The sequence below is a fragment of the Pseudomonas sp. V88_4 genome, assembly GCF_029967985.1.
GTDB lineage: Bacteria > Pseudomonadota > Gammaproteobacteria > Pseudomonadales > Pseudomonadaceae > Aquipseudomonas > Aquipseudomonas glycinae.
Genome location: NZ_JASCAF010000047.1, coordinates 355016 through 371270 on the forward strand (window position 1 = coordinate 355016; position 16255 = coordinate 371270).

General features: G+C 64.4%; 17 protein-coding genes. All 17 read right to left on the minus strand.

What is annotated here, in order from left to right; translation table 11 throughout:
- Positions 1-17: 17 nt before the first annotated feature.
- Genes QLG12_RS27170 through QLG12_RS27250 form a run of 17 tightly spaced genes read right to left on the minus strand, consistent with a single transcriptional unit; the run spans position 18 to position 16246 of the window.
- Positions 18-1253 (minus strand): beta-ketoacyl-ACP synthase, encoded by a 1236-nt coding sequence (locus tag QLG12_RS27170; protein ID WP_085611127.1) that lies wholly within the window; start codon positions 1251-1253, stop codon positions 18-20.
- Positions 1253-1981, minus strand: a complete 729-nt coding sequence (locus tag QLG12_RS27175) for a 3-ketoacyl-ACP reductase FabG2 (RefSeq protein WP_236193094.1) — start codon at positions 1979-1981, stop codon at positions 1253-1255. The genes QLG12_RS27170 and QLG12_RS27175 overlap by 1 nt, the downstream gene beginning before the upstream one ends.
- Positions 1974-2453, minus strand: a complete 480-nt coding sequence (locus QLG12_RS27180; protein ID WP_085611125.1) for a hotdog family protein — start codon at positions 2451-2453, stop codon at positions 1974-1976. The genes QLG12_RS27175 and QLG12_RS27180 overlap by 8 nt, the downstream gene beginning before the upstream one ends.
- The gene (locus QLG12_RS27185; RefSeq protein ID WP_282475541.1) at positions 2450-3646 is read right to left on the minus strand and encodes a beta-ketoacyl-[acyl-carrier-protein] synthase family protein; all 1197 of its coding nucleotides are present in this window, start codon (positions 3644-3646) and stop codon (positions 2450-2452) included. Before QLG12_RS27185 ends, QLG12_RS27180 begins: the two co-directional genes overlap by 4 nt.
- Positions 3643-4125, minus strand: a complete 483-nt coding sequence (locus QLG12_RS27190; RefSeq protein WP_236193097.1) for a hypothetical protein — start codon at positions 4123-4125, stop codon at positions 3643-3645. The genes QLG12_RS27185 and QLG12_RS27190 overlap by 4 nt, the downstream gene beginning before the upstream one ends.
- Positions 4125-4850, minus strand: a complete 726-nt coding sequence (locus QLG12_RS27195) for a class I SAM-dependent methyltransferase (RefSeq protein WP_236193098.1) — start codon at positions 4848-4850, stop codon at positions 4125-4127. The genes QLG12_RS27190 and QLG12_RS27195 overlap by 1 nt, the downstream gene beginning before the upstream one ends.
- Positions 4847-6094, minus strand: a complete 1248-nt coding sequence (locus QLG12_RS27200) for an NAD(P)/FAD-dependent oxidoreductase (protein WP_282475542.1) — start codon at positions 6092-6094, stop codon at positions 4847-4849. Before QLG12_RS27200 ends, QLG12_RS27195 begins: the two co-directional genes overlap by 4 nt.
- Positions 6081-7241: a sodium:proton antiporter gene (locus QLG12_RS27205; protein WP_282475543.1), complete on the minus strand. Its 1161-nt coding sequence runs from the start codon at positions 7239-7241 to the stop codon at positions 6081-6083. The genes QLG12_RS27200 and QLG12_RS27205 overlap by 14 nt, the downstream gene beginning before the upstream one ends.
- Entirely contained in the window at positions 7238-9577 is a 2340-nt protein-coding gene (locus QLG12_RS27210) for an MMPL family transporter (protein ID WP_282475544.1), read from the minus strand. Before QLG12_RS27210 ends, QLG12_RS27205 begins: the two co-directional genes overlap by 4 nt.
- Positions 9561-10163: an outer membrane lipoprotein carrier protein LolA gene (locus tag QLG12_RS27215; RefSeq protein WP_197869289.1), complete on the minus strand. Its 603-nt coding sequence runs from the start codon at positions 10161-10163 to the stop codon at positions 9561-9563. Before QLG12_RS27215 ends, QLG12_RS27210 begins: the two co-directional genes overlap by 17 nt.
- Positions 10160-10585: an acyl-CoA thioesterase gene (locus QLG12_RS27220; protein ID WP_011332100.1), complete on the minus strand. Its 426-nt coding sequence runs from the start codon at positions 10583-10585 to the stop codon at positions 10160-10162. Before QLG12_RS27220 ends, QLG12_RS27215 begins: the two co-directional genes overlap by 4 nt.
- Complete coding sequence (locus QLG12_RS27225; protein WP_197869288.1) at positions 10578-12122, minus strand: aromatic amino acid ammonia-lyase; 1545 nt, start codon at positions 12120-12122, stop codon at positions 10578-10580. The genes QLG12_RS27220 and QLG12_RS27225 overlap by 8 nt, the downstream gene beginning before the upstream one ends.
- The gene (locus tag QLG12_RS27230) at positions 12103-13050 is read right to left on the minus strand and encodes a glycosyl transferase (RefSeq protein ID WP_197869287.1); all 948 of its coding nucleotides are present in this window, start codon (positions 13048-13050) and stop codon (positions 12103-12105) included. The genes QLG12_RS27225 and QLG12_RS27230 overlap by 20 nt, the downstream gene beginning before the upstream one ends.
- Complete coding sequence (locus QLG12_RS27235) at positions 13047-13781, minus strand: glycosyltransferase family 2 protein (protein WP_197869286.1); 735 nt, start codon at positions 13779-13781, stop codon at positions 13047-13049. Before QLG12_RS27235 ends, QLG12_RS27230 begins: the two co-directional genes overlap by 4 nt.
- A complete protein-coding gene (locus QLG12_RS27240; protein WP_282475545.1) occupies positions 13774-15453 on the minus strand; it encodes an acyl-CoA synthetase family protein in 1680 nt (559 codons plus the stop codon). Before QLG12_RS27240 ends, QLG12_RS27235 begins: the two co-directional genes overlap by 8 nt.
- Positions 15450-15995: a hypothetical protein gene (locus QLG12_RS27245; RefSeq protein WP_262195790.1), complete on the minus strand. Its 546-nt coding sequence runs from the start codon at positions 15993-15995 to the stop codon at positions 15450-15452. The genes QLG12_RS27240 and QLG12_RS27245 overlap by 4 nt, the downstream gene beginning before the upstream one ends.
- Entirely contained in the window at positions 15992-16246 is a 255-nt protein-coding gene (locus QLG12_RS27250; RefSeq protein ID WP_007947135.1) for an acyl carrier protein, read from the minus strand. The genes QLG12_RS27245 and QLG12_RS27250 overlap by 4 nt, the downstream gene beginning before the upstream one ends.
- Between the last annotated feature and the right edge of the window lie 9 nt (positions 16247-16255).

Here is a 16255-nt window from a genome sequence, read left to right on the forward strand (position 1 = left end):
GGTCTCCTTGACCTGGATTAATTCGGTTGGGGCCAGCGACGGAAAATCAGCGAGGTGTTGACCCCGCCGAAAGCGAAGTTGTTGTTCATCACGTATTCGTGGCTCATCTGGCGGAACTCGCCGCGCAGGTAGTCGAGTTTGCCGCAGTGCGGGTCGACCTCGTCGAGGTTGAGCGTGTGCACGTACAGGTCGCGGTTGAGCATCTCGATGCTGAACCACGACTCCAGCGCCCCGCAGGCGCCGAGGGTGTGGCCCAGGAAGCTCTTTTGCGAACTGATCGGCATGCGTTCGCCGAACAGGGCACTGGTGGCCAGGGTTTCAGCGACATCGCCCTGTTCGGTGGCGGTGCCGTGGCCGTTGACGTAGCCGATGACATCCGGTGCAAGGCCTGCGTCTTCCAGCGCCAGTTCCATTGCCCGGCGCATGGTGACTTGTTCGGGGCGGGTGGTGTGCTGGCCGTCGGCGTTGCTGCCGAAGCCAACAATTTCGGCGTGAATGTGCGCACCGCGCGCGAGGGCGTGTTCCAGTTCTTCAAGCACCAGCATGCCGCCGCCCTCGCCGATGACCAGACCGTCGCGGCCCTTGTCGTACGGGCGTGGCGAGGTGTGCGGTGCATCGTTTTTCAGGCTGGTGGCGTACAGCGCGTCGAACACCATGGCTTCCGTCGGGCACAGTTCTTCGGCGCCGCCGGCGAGCATCAGCGGCAGGCGTCCGAACTTGATCGCCTCGTAGGCGTAACCGATGCCCTGGCTGCCACTGGTGCAGGCGCTGGAGGTCGGGATCAAGCGGCCGGTAAGGCCGAAGAAGATGCTGATGTTCGCCGCCGTGGTGTGCGGCATCATCCGCACGTAGGAGTTGGCGTTGAGGCCTTCGGCTACCGAGTTGAGCAGCATGTTGCCGAACGCCTTGATCTCGTCGGTGCTGCCGGTGGACGAACCACAGGCCACGCCCATGCGTCCGTCCTTGATCGACTCGTCGCCGAGCAGGCCGGCATCGGCCAGCGCTTTTTCCGCCGCGCCGACAGCCAGCCGTGAGACACGGCCCATGCTGCGCAGCTGTTTGCGAGTCCAGTGCGCCGGCACCTGGAAATCATCGATGGGCCCGGCCAGGCGCGTGTTGAGCTCGCTGAAGCGATCCCACTCGTCCATCCGGCGGATGCCGCTGCGGTTGGCGGCGAAATTGCCGGCGATGGTGTCCCAGTCACTGCCCAGCGAGGTAATGCCGGCCATGCCGGTGACGACGACGCGCTTCATCAACACAAACCTCCGTTGACCGCCAGCACCTGGCGGGTGATGTACGACGCTTCCGCCGACATCAGGAAATTCACCGCACCGGCCACCTCTTCAGGCGTGCCCATGCGTTGTGCGGGGATCATTTTCAGCAGTTCTTCCACCGGCACGTTTTCATCGAGCATGGCGGTATCGATCAAACCGGGCGCGACGCAATTCACCGTGATTTTGCGCTTGGCCAGTTCGATCGCCAACGCCTTTGCCGCGCCGATTACGCCGGCCTTCGAGGCGCTGTAATTGACCTGGCCACGGTTGCCGATCAGCCCTGACACCGAGGTGATGCAAACGATGCGACCAGCGGCGCGGCGGCGGATCATCGGCATCATCACCGGGTGCAGGACGTTGTAGAAACCGTCGAGGTTGGTGCGCAGCACCACGTCCCAGTCGTCGTCGCTCAGGGCCGGAAAGGCGCCGTCGCGGGTCAGGCCGGCATTGAGCACCACGCCGTAGTAGGCGCCGTGGGCTTCAACGTCCGCTTCGAGGATGGCTTTGCAGGCTTCGCGATCCGCCACGTCGAATTGCAGGATGCGTGCGTTGCGTCCGAGGGCTTCGACTTCGGCTTTCACTGCTTGTGCTTCCGTCACGCCGCTGCGGCAATGCAGGACGATATCGTGGCCGGCGCTGGCCAGGCGCAAGGCAATGGCGCGGCCAATGCCACGGCTGGAGCCGGTGACCAGGATGGATTCAGTCATCGTTCGACTCCTTGTTGGTTTCGTCGCGGGATTGTTCCAGATAGTCCGCTGCCTGGGGCGGGCGGAACACGTTCAGCCGGGCGCTGGCCTCGATGCCGGGCGCGTTGATATGGCATTCGAATACACCCATGCCGTTGTCGTCTTCCAGCGAGCGCAGGCCATGGATGGTCAGTTCGCTGCCGACCGGAAAGGCCGCGACATTGCATTCGAACTTGCGTGTGCCGAGCAGAAAGCCCAGCTCCACCGGGTTGCCTTTCTGCCGCGCATGGCAGCCGGCGAACGCGGCGACGCTCTGCGCCATCAACTCGACGCCGACCCACGCCGGCAGGCTGCCGTCGGGCAGGCTGAACAGGCCGCCGGGCCGGACGGTGAGCGTGGTGTGGATCTGTTCGTCGTCAAAGCTGAGGATCCGGTCGATCAGAATCATGTCTCCAGCGTGGGGCAGCAGTTCGGCGAGCGGCCAGTGGCTCATGGGGCGTCTCCGATAATCAGGCTGACGTTATTGCCACCGAAGGCAAACGAGTTGCTCATCAGGTAGCGAGGTGCAATGGACGCCAGGCATTCGCTCGCGGTCACCCACTTCAGCGCTGGCAGATCGGGATCGGCCTGGCCGTCCCAGACGTGCGGCGGCAAGGCGTGGTCGGGATTGTCGGCACTCAGGCTCAACCAGCAGAACGCTGCTTCCAGTGCACCGGCGGCACCGAGGGTATGACCGGTCATCGGTTTGGTCGAGGAGCACGCCACGCCGTCGGCGAACAGCGCGGCGACGGCCTGGCTTTCCATGGCGTCGTTGTGCTGGGTCGCGGTGCCGTGCAGGTTCAGGTAGCTGATGTCGTCGGCTTGAAGGTGGGCTTGATCGAGGGCTTTTTGCATCGCTTGCCGCGCGCCACGGCCGGTCGGCTCAGGTGCGGAGATATGGTGCGCGTCGGAGCTGGCGCCTGCGCCGAGCAGGGCGATGCCCGGCCCTGCACTGCGCTGTTTGCTCATCACGAACAGTACCGCCGCTTCGCCGATGTTGATGCCGTTGCGGTTGACGGAAAACGGATTGCAGCGCTGGTCCGATACGGCTTCCAGCGCCCCGAAACCGTTGAGGGTCAGTTTGCACAGGCTGTCGACACCGCCACACAGCACGGCGTCGCACAGACCCAGATCGAGCAGGCGCCGGGCGCTCATCAAGGCGCGTGCGCTGGAGGTGCAGGCGGTGGAAATCACATAGGTCGGGCCGCTCAGTTGCAGCCAGTCGGCGAGGAAATTCGCCGGGGCGCCGAGTTCCTGTTGCCGGTAGTCGTAATCGGCCGGGAACTGCTGGTCACGAATGTAGTGCGCCAGGCCTCGGCTGGCTTCGTCGATACCGGAAGTACTGGTGCCGAGCACCACGCCGATGCGCTCGCGCCCATAAGTCTGGATCGTCTGCTCGATGTCATCGCGAATCTGCAACGCGGCTTCCAGCAACAGTTGATTGTTGCGGCTGCGCTGGTCGGCCAATTCATCGGGAATGGGCGCCAGATCGCCGTGTACGGCGGCCACCGGCAGTTCGCGCTCCGGCACCCAGCCGGACTCGCGGCGCATGCCGGAGCAGTCGCCGGCAAACAGGTTGCGTGCCACGGTTTGCTTGTCGCGCCCCAGGGCGCAGATCACGCCGAGGGCATTAAGGTAGGCGGTCATGACGTCGGTTCACCGAGTGGCGTTACGCGATAGTGCGGGCCTTGTGGCAGGTTCAATTCGAAACTCAAGGGTTGGGTGTAACGGATGTCCCAGCGCGCCGGCAGTGAGCGTTGGCCGCCCTGTTGCTGCGCGCCGGGGTAGTTGCGCGACAGCTCGCCCGCGGGGGTCAGGGCGAACAGCAGCGCGGCGAACAGCTCCCGGGCTTCCGGGTTGGGCGGCAGCAGGCCGTCGGCCTGCCAGTGCCCGTCGATCAACTGCTGACGCGCCTGGGGAATGCCCAGTGGATCCATCATCGACCAGCGGATGCCGGGCCCTTCGCGCTGGATCACCAGCAACCAGTCTTGCTGTTGCCCGGCCTGATGCCGCTCGATATGCAGTTGCATCGGCAGCGGCAGGCTCGGGTTGCCGGCCGGCAGCGGCGCCTGACTGGCGCAGGCACCGAGCAGCAGGACGCAGGCGAGCAGCAGAACACGCAACATCAGACAGCCTCGTTCAAGGGTTTGCGGGCCACTACGTTGACCAGGGTTTCTTCCCGCTGGCCAAAGGGCTTGGGCTGGCGCAGGCCAAAACGTTCGAGCAGACCGAAATCCTTCGACCGGCTCCACCACAGGTACGGGTATGAAACGTTGTGTTCGGCGAACTCGAAACCCTGCTGGCGAATCATCTCCAGGTACTGCGCCGCGCTCTTTTGCACGTGCATCGGATGCCGGAACAGCCAGCGAATCACCCACGTATCAATGTAAGCCTCGGTGGACTCGGCGAACAGCAGATAACCGCCCGGCTTGAGCACCCGATAGAACTCGGCGAGGGCTTTTTCCTGCTCCACCAGATGATGGAAGGTCTGGTGACAGAACAGCAGGTCGACGCTGGCGTCCGGCACATTGAGCGTCGCGCAGTCGCTGCCGATCAGCTCGACGTCGAAGCCCTGACGCGCGGCCTCGGCGGCACTCAATTCCAGGCTGTGCGGATCGGCATCGACGCCGATCAGCCGCTGTGGCGCGAAGGTCTGGCGCAAGTGACCGAACGACTTGCCCTGACCACAGCCGGCATCCAGCAGCACCGGATTGGCCGGCAACGATTCGCTGAACAGCCCGCGCAGATCGTTGATCGCCACGCGCAGCACATGGTGCTGCCAGGTGTGGCTGCGCAGGAACCAGAAGCCGAAGCGGGTTTCCTCGACGTAGTTGTCGCTCAGGTAATTCATGTGGCGTCCCTTGCACAGAGTTCGGAGATTGTCTTCAGCCGACGGCGCGCTTCACTGACGAACGGGTTGCGTTCGTCCCAGGCGTAGCCGGCGAGGATCGAGCAGATCATGCGGCGGATTTCCGGGGAGCCTTGCTCGTGGAAAATCACATCCTGGAAGGTGCCGGCGTACCAGCCTTCGACGTAGCAGCGGAAGGTGTCGACCCCGCGTTTCAGCGGCTCGGCGAACTCGCGCTGCCAGTCCACCGTTTCGCCCTGCAACTGCCGGTGCAGCACAGCGGCGGCCATGCTCGCCGAACGCATGGCAATGGTCACGCCCGAGGAGAACACCGGGTCGAGAAACTCCGCCGCGTTGCCCAACAGGGCAAAACCGGGGCCGTGCAGGGTTTTGACGTTGGCCGCATAACCGCCGAGGGTGCGCGCCGGGGTATCCCACACGGCGTTGTTCAGCACCTTGGCCAGGCTCGGGGTTTCGGCGATGAAACCGCGCAGGCAGGCGTCGAGGTCGGTATCGCGGCCCGCGAAATGTTCAGCGGCAGCCACCACGCCCACCGAGCAGCGACCGTTACTGAACGGGATCGACCAGAACCAGATGTCGCGGTGCTGCGGGTGGGTGGTGATGAGAATCTTCTCGCGGTCGAAGCCGGGATGATCGATGTGGTCTTCGACGTGGGTGAACACGGCTTGGCGAACCGGGAAATTCGACGGCGCTTCGAGGTCGAGCAGGCGCGACAGCACGCGGCCGTAGCCGCTGGCATCAAGGACAAAATCGGCTTCGACGCGGTACTCGCTGCCGTCTTCGCGATGCACATTCAGCTGTGGTCGCGGGCGTTCGAAATCGACGCTGACAATCGCGTCGCCATAGCGGATTTCCGCACCCTGCAATGCCGCCTGATCGGCCAGCAACTTGTCGAAATCGGCGCGTTGCACCTGCAGGGTCGTCGGCTTGCCGGCAGTGAAGGTGTCAGCAAAGTCGAAGGCGCTGTAGTGCTCGCCCCAGGCGAACGCCGCACCGTTCTTGCGCTGGAACCCGGCGGCATTTACCGCCTCGAGCATGCCGGCTTCTTCGACGAAATCCAGGCAATGGCAGAGCAGGCTTTCACCGATGGAGAACCTCGGGAAATGCTGACGCTCGATCACCAGCACGTCGTGCCCCTTGCGCTTGAGCAATGCGGCGGCGATGACGCCGGAGGGGCCGGCGCCGATGATCACGACCTGACGGGACTCCATTTCAACGATTGGCACGTGAGCTCCTGGGTACGGCAATAGGGTTCAGCGACGCCCGGTGCAGGCCGATTAAAGCCGGCAGCAACGTCGCGATCAGACCCATCAGCATCAGCGCAAAGTACAGCGCCGGGCTGATGAGTCGTTGTTGCAACAGCAGGTTGAGAAAGACGATTTCGCTCAAGCCGCGAATGTTCAGCAGCACGCTTTCGCGCCAGCGGCTGGCGCCTTCGAATGAAGCGCCGGCCCAGCCCAGACCGAGCCAGTTGCCCACGATTTTGCTGGCGACCGGCAACAGCAGCAGCGCCGCCCATTGCACGGCGCCGAGGCTGGCGAGGGCGCTGTGCACGTCGATCTGGACGATGCCGAACGTGAGGATCAGCGGAATCGCAACCCACGTCTGCAAGCGGTTCATCCAGTGCGCCGGCAGCGGCAACACCAGTGGCACCTTGAGCGCGGCCATGCACAGCAGATAGCCGATGCCGAAAATCAGCGCGTTGAGTTTGTAGTGTTCGGCCAGCACCAACAGCGCAAAGAAACCAAGGCTGTAGGTCAATGGTCGGCGTATGCCGAACACCCGCAGCAGCACCGGTACGCAGGCCAGCCCCAGCGGCAGCAACAGACTGCTCAGGTGCAGGCTGCCCTGGGCGAGGCCGAACAGGGTCCAGCAGGTCAGGTCGATCAGGATCGCGGTCTGCACCAGACGCCGGGTAGCGGCGGGCGGGTAGTCGATGTGGCGCAGGTACAGGTACAACACCGGGATCGCGGTGATGGCGAACACCAGACCGATGGCCAGCGAATTGATCCACGGTTGTGTCGGCAGCAGCCAGTACGCCGTCGCCAGGCCGCAGGTAAACGGCACGGCGAAACTCGGCACGGCGATCTTCACGCTCTGACGGTCCAGGCGCAGGTCGATCACGTCGCTGAGGATGTGCCCCAGCAGCAGGGCGAAGCTCAGGCTGTAGAGGTTTTTCAGCCAGCCCGGTGCGATCAGTTCGGCGCCGTTGAGTTGCCAGCCCGGTTCAATCCAGAAGTACATCAGAAGTGGCAGGCCGAAGCTTGCCAGCAGCAATTGACTGACGATCGGGATCAGGCCGAAATGCCGGCCGACCCGGGTGGCGACGAAGAACAGTGCCAGGGCCATCAGCCAGAAAATCACCACCATCATGCTGAAGGCTCCGTGACGGCAGCAGCATGGGTCTGACGCCCGGCCCACGGCGCGAGCATGAAGCTGAAGGCCAGGCCGAGGCTCACCGACAGGCCGAAGTTGCTCACCGCCGGGGTGCTCGACACCGCCAGCAGACCGAACGACAGCCAGGTGGTGGCGGCGGCGAGCAAAGTGCCGAGCAGACTCACGGCCGCGCCGCCGACCTGCTCGCGCATGAGGATCGCGTAGTCGACGCTGATCGCCGTTACCAGCAGCAGGCCGAACAGGCTGAACAGGGTCAGCGGCTGGCTGAGCCAGCCCAGGCTGGCGAGGCTGCACAGCGCAGCGAGCAGCGGCAGGGCGACGATCCGCAGCGCGCCACCAAGACCGAACGGCAGCACCAGCACCAGCACGATCAATACGCAGGAGGCGAGTTTCAGTTCAGCGGCGCTGACTTGAGTCTGGGCGAACACCTTGTTCAGATCGCCGAGCCGGTCCACCAGCGTCACACCCGGCAGATCCAGCGCCTGCACCCGCAACAGCGACGGATTGTTCAGGCCTTGCAGGCTGACCATCGCTGCCACGCCGTCCTCGGTCGGCCCGAGCCACAACGTGCGGTAGGGCTCGCCGAGCGGCCCGGCCAGCGCCGCATCGATGTCTTCGGCGGGCAGCGCCTGCAACTGTTGCAGCTCGGTTTGCAGCGCCGCCAGCGGCACGCCGACTTCCAGCAACGGCTGCCAGAACTGCGGCAACTTGCCGAGCGCTTCCCGCACTTGTTGCTGCTGAGCCGGCGGGCTGACCAGTTGATTGAGCGCCAGATAACCCTGCAGTTTGTCGAGGTTGACCAGTTGCTCCAGTCTCTCGCTCAGCGCCGCTTGCCGTTCCAGCAATTGCTGCTGATCGGCGGCGCGCACCAGGAAGAACTGGCTGGTTGGCTGATAGCCGGTAATCCGCGCGATGGTCTGCGCCTCATCGGTCAGGCGTTGCGGCGCACCGACCCACTGGCGAATGTCGTTCTTGCTTTCCAGTTGCAGCAGGCCACCGACGCAAAAGGCGATCAGCAGGGCCAGCAACACCGGCGTCCTGACGTGTTCGAGCAGGGTTTCCCGCAGTCGCACCAAGCGCTCGGCCAGTTGCAGCGGCCATTGCGCCGGGCGCAGTTCGACGTTTTTCAGCAGGGCCGGCAACAGGCACACCGCCGACAGGTAGGCGCCGAGCAAACCGGCGGCGGAGAACACCGCAATCTGGGTCAGCGCCGGGAAAGGCGTCCAGGCCAGCGCCAGATAACCGATGGCGCTGGTGATCAGGCTCAACGTCAGACCGGACAGGGTCAGGCGCAACGCCGGCCAACTGTGCCACGGCTTGAGGCTCCAGCTCTTGGACAAGTAGTGCAGCGGGTAATCCACCGCCACCCCGATCAGGCTGGAGCCGAGCACCAGCGTCATCACGTGCATGTGCCCGAACAGCGCCACACAGGCCACTGCACCGAACAACATGCCGACCAGCACCGGAATGAACGCCAGCAGCACCCGCCAGCGGCGGAAGGCGAGCAGCAACAGCAAGAGGATGCCGACGGTGGCGCCGCCGCCGACCCAGGTCATTTCCCGGGTCGCCTGCTGCTGGCCGTTGGCGGCGTACAGCAGGCCGCTGGCGGCCAACAGTTGCACGTCGGCGCGAGCTGCTTGCTCACGGCTGTGTTGCAGCAGGGCGGCGACTTGCAGCGGTTGATTCATGTCGAAGGCGCTGCCGGTGGTGCGTGCGCGCAGCAGCACCCAGCTCTTGCCGTCGGCGTCGGCGATCAACGCGCCGCTGCCGATGTCCAGCTGCACCGCGCCATGTTGTGGCTGGCTGTTCTGGATGCGCCCGGTCAGGCCCAGCCAGTCGTCCTGGCTCGGCACCAGGCTGAACCCGGTGAACGGGTCGAACAGCGCCTGTACCCGTTGCTGGATAAAGGCGTCGGGATGTTCGATCAGCAGTTGTCGGTCATCCGCCGAGAGCATCGCCAGCCGCCCTTGCAGCAATTGCGTGCGCAGGGCCGGCAGATCGGCTTGCAGATTCCATTGGACCTTTTCGAACAACCCGCTGGCCTGCCATTGTTCGCTCAGGGTCTGGGCCATGGCGACGGCTTGCTGGCGATCGGCATGGCCGACCAGCACCAGCATGTCGCGGTTGAGCGGTTCCTGCATGCGTTGTTCGGCGCGCAGTTCGAGGGCGTCCGGGTGGGTGCCGGGCACCAGCTCCATCAGGTTGGCCGACAGCGGCGCACCGTCGCGCCACTGCCAGGCGCCCAGTGCGACGACCGCCAGCAGCAGGATCAGGAACAGCCAGGGCAGCCTGCGTTCACTCGGCAAAGTCATGTTGCTCCGCGTCGCTCAGAGGTTGGCCGGCGGTGCTGTCCTGCATGCGCAGCAAGGTGCTGTCGCCCTGGGTTTCCAGCAGTTCGATGGTGTTCACCAACGCGCCGCCGCTGATGTTGATCTGATTGAAGACCTGCTTGAGCAGCACCGAGCGCGGAGTCAGGGTCAGTTGCCATTTCTGTGCATCGCCGCTCAGGGCCAGTTCGAAATCCCGTTGCAGACCGCTGCTGTCGCCTTGCAGCACGGCGAGGAACAAACGGTTCTGCTCGGCCCCGGCGCTCTTGTTCGGCAGCAATTGCCAGCCAGTGGCATCACGCCGGGCGATGCCCTTGGCGCTGATCCGGTAATCCTGTTGCAGCGGGGTTTTCAGCAGCCACAGCAGGCCGTGGTTTTTCGCGAGGACAAAACTGCCCTTGCTGATCAGCGGCTGGGGCAGGGCGCGCAGGTGTTTTTCCTGGATGAACTGGCCGTGGATCACGTCCGGTTTCGCCAGTTGCTCGCTCAACTGTTGCAGGTCGAAGGCATTGGCCAGCGACGACAGTGTCAGCAGCGCCAGAGCGCCAAGGGATTTCAACAACACATTCATCGCAGCATCCTTTCCACGGCATCGGTGAAGACTTTTGGCGAAGCCAGTTGCATCTCGCGGCTGCTGACTTCGACGGCGACCTGCACCGAGCTGGCGCGGGTCAGGCGTTCGCCGGTCTGGGCATCGGTGATCAGGTAGTGGATCTTCAGGCGGTTTTCCCACTCCACCAGACTGGCGCGCACGTTCAGCCGCTGACCGAACACCGCGCCGCGCACGTAGCGCAATTGCAGGTCGATCACCGGCCAGGCGTAGCCCGAGTCGACCATCTGGTTGTAGTTGTGGCCGATCTTGTCGAGCAATGCGCAGCGCGCCACTTCCAGGTATTTCACGTAATGGCCGTGCCAGACGACGTGCATGGTGTCGACGTCAAAGAACGGTACGAGGATTTCCGTATCGGCGTGAAGCACTCCGGCACTACGCATGCAGCCTCCAGTGTTGCTCGGCGATGCGTTGCAGGCACAGGCGCAGTTCGCCTTCCAGGGCACGGTCTTCGATCACTGGCGGGAAGTCCTCGGCCAGTTGTTCATGCATGGCGGCCAGCGATGGCGGCAGTGGACGCGCATCTTCATCGCGGCTACGCAGCCACACGCCCTGATTGGCCGCGAGCAGCGTGGCGGCGGCGACCTGTTCGGTCAGCTCCAGCACACGAATGGCGTCGCGGGCGGCGATGGTGCCCATGCTCACCTTGTCCTGGTTGTGGCATTCGGTGGAACGCGAGAACACGCTGGCCGGCATGGTGTTTTTCAGCGCTTCGGCGGTCCAGGCGCTGGCGCCGATCTGTACGGCCTTGAAGCCGTGGTTGAGCATCGCGCGGTCGGCGTTGGCGCCGGACAGGTTGCTCGGCAAACCGTGGTTGTAACGTTCGTCCACCAGCAGCGCGAGTTGCCGGTCGAGCAGGTCGGCGACGTTGGCCACGAGGTTTTTCAGGCTGTCCATGGCGAACGCGATATGCCCGCCGTAGAAGTGCCCGCCGTGCAGCACGCGCTCGGCTTCGGCGTCGATGATCGGGTTGTCGTTGGCGCTGTTGAGTTCGGTCTCGATGAACGAGCGCAGCCAGTTCAGGCTGTCGGCCAATACGCCGAGTACATGCGGTGCGCAGCGCAGCGAGTAGCGATCCTGCAAACGGTGCAGCGGCGCGGTCGGTGCGTCGATTGCCAGATCCTTGCGCAGCCACGCGGCGACCTGCATCTGTCCCGGATGCGGCTTGGCGGCGAACAGGCGCTCGTCGAAGTGCTCCGGATTGCCTTGCAGCGCCACCACGTTCAGCGCGGTGATGCGGGTGGCCAGTTGCAGCAGGTAATCGGCGCGGGCGTAAGCCAGGCAGGCCAGACCGGTCATCACGGCGGTGCCGTTCATCAATGCCAGCGCTTCTTTCGGGCGCAGCACCAACGGTGTCCAGCCCAGTTCGCGGTGCACATCGGCAGCCTGGCGGCGTTCGCCACGGAACATCACTTCACGCTCGCCGGACAGGGTCGCGGCGACGTAGGACAGCGGCGTCAGATCGCCGCTGGCGCCCACCGAACCCTCTTCAGGAATCAGCGGCAAAATGTCGTGTTCAAGGAAGGCATGCAGACGTTCGAGCAGTTCGATGCGCACCCCGGACACGCCGTGGCACAGCGACTGCAAACGCGCCGCCAGCACCGCGCGAGTGGCCTGGGCGTCGAGCAGTTTGCCCAGTCCGCAACCATGGAACGTGTAGAGATGACGCGGCAGCGCCTCGACGTGATGCAACGGCACCGCAACCACGCAGGAATCGCCGTAACCGGTGGTCACGCCGTAGATCACGCCTTCCTTGTCCAGCAGCGAATCGAGAAACCGCGCGCCCTTGGCGATGCGTTCGCGATAAGGCGCGTCGCTCTGCAACTGCACGGGCGCCTGACGGTTGGCCAGGGCCAGCACGTCTTCGATGCGCAAAGGGCGTTCGCCGAAGGTGACCGGCTCAGGAGTTGGCGTTGTCATCGGTTTTCCAGAATGGGTAAAAGTTGAACCATTGGCACGGTGCTTCGAGGCAATAGTGACTCAGGCGTTCGGCGTAGCGGGTGGCCCACTGATGAATGACCTGTTCGCGCTCGCGGCGTGACCACACCACGGCATCGGCGAACGGCTCGAGAGTCAGGCGATAGTGGCCGTCGGGCTGTTTCAGGCACATCAGCAGGTTGACCGGGCATTTCAGCAGGCCGGCCAGCAGCCACGGCCCTTGCGGGAACGGCGCCGGGTGGCCGAGAAAGTCCACGGTTACGCTGCGCCCGCCGTGCAGTGGCACGCGGTCGCCGGCAATCGCCAGCCATTCGCCGCGCTCCAGGCGTTCGTGCAGTTGCAGCATGATCACCGGATCCAGCTCGCTGACCTGAATCAGTCGCAGATTGGTCGCCCCGGCCTCGCCCAGCAGGCGATTGAACTGCTCGGCATGCTTGGTGTGCACCAGCACGTTCATGGTGACCTTTTCGCCCAGCTCCGCCAGCGCCCGACACACTTCGAGGTTGCCCAGATGCGCGCCCACCAGCATTTGCCCGCGGCTGCCGCGCAACTGATTGCGCAGCAGCGCCGGGTCGATGATTTCGATCTGCTCGATCTTCAGCTTGCCGTTCCACACGTCGAGCTTGTCGAGCAGCGAATCGGCGAAGGCCATGAACTGGCGGAACACTCGCCACCGGGTCGGGCGCAATTCGTGGCGACCGCTCCAGTCGGCGAGGCGCTGCTGATACTGCCAGGCACTGCGCCGTGCAGTTCGGCCGAACAGAAAAAAGTACAGGACGATGCCGTACAGCAACGGGCTCAGCAGGCGTCGGCCAAGGACTTTGGCGGCGAACGCGGTGAATTTCATCAGCAGGAAACTGCCGCGCTCTTCGCGGTCGGCCCAGTGCTTTTTGTCGGTCTCGACGGTCATGGGCGCCACCGTCGCCAGAGGATCACAGGCAGGCGCAGCAACATGCCGAAGAACAGGCGCGTGTGCATGCTCGAGATCAGCACGTTGTCGTGGAACAGGCGAAAGTGCGAAACGCCGTCCAGCGGGTAATGCACGCTGGTCTGCAACCAGCGCATCGGCTGATTGCGCCAGGCCAGGCGCACCAGAATGTCCGAGTCGAAATCCATGCGCTTGCCGATCCGCGCCGAATCGATCACGCCCAGCGTCGGTTCCAGCGGATACACCCGGAAGCCGCACATCGAGTCGCGGATCTGCAGCGACAGGGTGTTGATCCACACCATCACGTGGGTCAGATAACGCGCATACAGACGGCCTTTCGGCACGCTGGCGTCGTACAGCGGATAACCACAGATCAGCGACTTGGGGTGAGCGCGGGATTCTTCGAGGAACCGCGCGACATCCTGCAAGTCGTGCTGACCGTCGGCATCGACCTGCAAGGCATGGCTGAAACCGAGTCGCGCGGCTTCACGCAGACCGGTCATCACCGCGCCACCCTTGCCCTGGTTGGCAGTGAGGCGCACCAGATACACCCGCTCGCGCTCGGCCAGCACGTCCAGCACCGCTGCGCAGGATTTGCTGCTGGCATCGTCCACCAGAATGCATGGCAGATCCTCGGCGAGCAGGGCGTCGACCACCGTGCCGATGGCGGTTTCGTGGTTGTAGACCGGGATCACGGCGCAAGGGTTATGCATCGCCAGTCCCCAGCAGAATCCGCCCGCTGGAGCAGGTGGCGGTGTCGTTGCGGTAGGCGAAATACAACTTGCCGCGTTCCGGGTCGAAGCGCAGATGCAACTGGACTTCATCGCCGGGGCGCACCAGTTGCTGGAATTTCAGCACTTCCATGCCGGCGAATGCGCCGGGCAGGTTCAGCAGTTGCCGACCCAGATTCAGCGCCCATTCGACCTGCACCACGCCCGGCAGCACCGGGGCCTTGGGGAAGTGGCCGCTGAAGTAGGCGAGGTCCGGCGGAACGCTCAATTGCAGGTTCCATTCGCCCTCGGTTTCGGCCTGTTCCAGAATCTCCGGCGCTTTTGGCCGTGGTGCCAGCAGCAAGGCTTCGACGTGGGCCTGAGGCAACTTGCCCTGCGAGGTCAGCGGCATTTGCCGCAGCAGGCGCCAGCGGCGGGGCAGGGCCAGCGCTTCACAGTGGTCACCGAGATGACGGCGCAGGGTTTCGGTCAGGCTGCGCCGACCGTGTTCGCGCAGGGCAAACAGGCCGGATTCGCTGAGCACCAGTAGAGCGCCGAGGGACGCGCGGTTTTCCTGCACCACGCCCAGACGCGCTTCGGCGACCCAGTCGTGAGCTACCAGCGCCTGTTCAAGCATCGGCAGGGATATGCGTTTTTCTTCAAGTTTGACGATCCGGTCGAGCCGCCCGAGCAGTTCGAAGCGGCCATCGGCCTGAATGCGCGCCGCATCCGCGGTGTGTTCGACATGCCCGGCGGGCAGATAAGGCGAAGCGATCCGCAAGGCGCCGTCGCTGTCCTGGCTCAACTCGACGCCGGCAAACGGCTGCCACAACGATTCGCCCTGACGCCAGGCGATGCCGCCGGTTTCCGAACTGCCGAGGATTTCCGTCGGCCACTGTCCCAGGCGTTGATGCAGGCTTTTTGCGGCGTCTGCCGGCAATGCGCCGCCAGAGGAAAACACCCGGCGCACGGCGCTCAGCGCCGGCCAGTCGAGGTTGTCGCCCATGCGTTTGAGCAGCGCCGGGCTGGCGACCCAGGCGAAGGCCGGGTGCTCGCGGCTGGCACGTTGCAGGTCTTCCGGGAAGGCCAGTTGCTTGCGCAGGAACGGACGCCCGGCGCACAGCGGCCACAGCACGCGGAACAGCAAGCCGTAGATGTGCTGGGTGGCGACGCTGCCGAGGATGCAGGCTTCACCGAGATCCGCACCCCACAGCTGTTCGAGGGCTTCGACTTCGTTGGCCAGTTGCCGCAGGGATTTGTCAATGCGCTTGGGCTCGCCGCTGGAACCGGAGGTGCACAGGCTGAGGCGGCACTGGTCGAGATCCAGTTCGGCTGCGGGCAGGGCCGGTTGCTGCAGATCGCTCAGGCGAGCGTCATCGGAATGATCGGTCAGCCACAGATCGACGTCGCTCGACCAGCGCTGGCGGGTCTGTGCTTGCAGATCCGAGGGCAGCAACACGCTGACGCCGGCACGCCAGGCACCGAGCAGGGCGACGGCCAGATCGGCGGCATCTTCCAGATGCACCGCCAGACGCTTCACGCCGCGTGCTTGCAGACCGGCGGCCAGGCCCAGGGCCTGTTCGCGCAGTTGAGCGTGATCGAGTGCCGGTGCGCTTGTGACAGCACGCGCCGGCAGGGCCTTGAGCAACAGCTGCTCAAGTTTTATCCAGTTCATGGGCGACCTCTTACCCTTTGTCGTATCAGCCATTCAATGGCAAACATCAGGCCGATCAATCCGTAGGAGATCAGGCCGGTGTACAACATCCACCAGTTCAGCGGCGCCCACAGTGTCAGCAGGGCGGCGCACAAACCGTTGCAAAAGAAAAACACGCTCCAGGCCACGGTGACCTGGCGGGTGTAACGAATCGCCTTGGGCGGCAGTTGCGGCTCACGCAGGCGAGCCAGGCGTTCGACCATCGGCGGGCCGTATTTCAGGCTCAGGCTGAACAGCACCAGCATGAAGCCGCTGATCAGCACCGGGTACCAGCGCAGCAACAGCGGGCTGTCGAACACCGCCAGCAGCAGGCAGAACACGATCGCCACGCAGGCCATCCACAGGCTGCCGGGCTTGCGTTCGCCGGTCAGTGCGCGGGCCAGCCACAAGCTGCCCAGCAGCAGGCCGAACTGCCATGGCGCGAAATGCTCCATGCCGAAATACACCGCAAAGGGATACAGCAGGCCCGCCAGCAGCAGGCCGAGACCGATCAGTCGGCTCATGCCGCCGGTTGAACCAGACGGTAGACCGCCTCGACCACGTCGCTGACGGTACGCACCGACTTGAATTCCTCGGCGGCGATTTTCTTGCCGGTCTGGCGCTTGATGTGATCGATCAGGTCGACGGCGTCGATGCTGTCGATTTCCAGATCCTGATACAGGTTGGATTCCAGGCTCACGCGGGCCGGGTCCAGTTCGAACAGCTCGACCAGGGCATCGCGCAGGGTGTTGAAGATGTCGTCACGAGTTTGCATGGTCCGGTC

What these genes read in the sequence shown, in the direction of transcription:
- QLG12_RS27190 (WP_236193097.1), bottom strand. Translation starts at nt 4,125, where the DNA reads ATGTTGCGTGTTCTGCTGCTCGCCTGCGTCCTGCTGCTCGGTGCCTGC.
- QLG12_RS27250 (WP_007947135.1), bottom strand. Translation starts at nt 16,246, where the DNA reads ATGCAAACTCGTGACGACATCTTCAACACCCTGCGCGATGCCCTGGTC.
- QLG12_RS27195 (WP_236193098.1), bottom strand. Translation starts at nt 4,850, where the DNA reads ATGAATTACCTGAGCGACAACTACGTCGAGGAAACCCGCTTCGGCTTC.
- QLG12_RS27210 (WP_282475544.1), bottom strand. Translation starts at nt 9,577, where the DNA reads ATGACTTTGCCGAGTGAACGCAGGCTGCCCTGGCTGTTCCTGATCCTG.
- QLG12_RS27215 (WP_197869289.1), bottom strand. Translation starts at nt 10,163, where the DNA reads ATGAATGTGTTGTTGAAATCCCTTGGCGCTCTGGCGCTGCTGACACTG.
- QLG12_RS27220 (WP_011332100.1), bottom strand. Translation starts at nt 10,585, where the DNA reads ATGCGTAGTGCCGGAGTGCTTCACGCCGATACGGAAATCCTCGTACCG.
- QLG12_RS27235 (WP_197869286.1), bottom strand. Translation starts at nt 13,781, where the DNA reads ATGCATAACCCTTGCGCCGTGATCCCGGTCTACAACCACGAAACCGCC.
- QLG12_RS27185 (WP_282475541.1), bottom strand. Translation starts at nt 3,646, where the DNA reads ATGACCGCCTACCTTAATGCCCTCGGCGTGATCTGCGCCCTGGGGCGC.
- QLG12_RS27245 (WP_262195790.1), bottom strand. Translation starts at nt 15,995, where the DNA reads ATGAGCCGACTGATCGGTCTCGGCCTGCTGCTGGCGGGCCTGCTGTAT.
- QLG12_RS27230 (WP_197869287.1), bottom strand. Translation starts at nt 13,050, where the DNA reads ATGACCGTCGAGACCGACAAAAAGCACTGGGCCGACCGCGAAGAGCGC.
- QLG12_RS27170 (WP_085611127.1), bottom strand. Translation starts at nt 1,253, where the DNA reads ATGAAGCGCGTCGTCGTCACCGGCATGGCCGGCATTACCTCGCTGGGC.
- QLG12_RS27225 (WP_197869288.1), bottom strand. Translation starts at nt 12,122, where the DNA reads ATGACAACGCCAACTCCTGAGCCGGTCACCTTCGGCGAACGCCCTTTG.
- QLG12_RS27240 (WP_282475545.1), bottom strand. Translation starts at nt 15,453, where the DNA reads ATGAACTGGATAAAACTTGAGCAGCTGTTGCTCAAGGCCCTGCCGGCG.
- QLG12_RS27175 (WP_236193094.1), bottom strand. Translation starts at nt 1,981, where the DNA reads ATGACTGAATCCATCCTGGTCACCGGCTCCAGCCGTGGCATTGGCCGC.
- QLG12_RS27205 (WP_282475543.1), bottom strand. Translation starts at nt 7,241, where the DNA reads ATGATGGTGGTGATTTTCTGGCTGATGGCCCTGGCACTGTTCTTCGTC.
- QLG12_RS27180 (WP_085611125.1), bottom strand. Translation starts at nt 2,453, where the DNA reads ATGAGCCACTGGCCGCTCGCCGAACTGCTGCCCCACGCTGGAGACATG.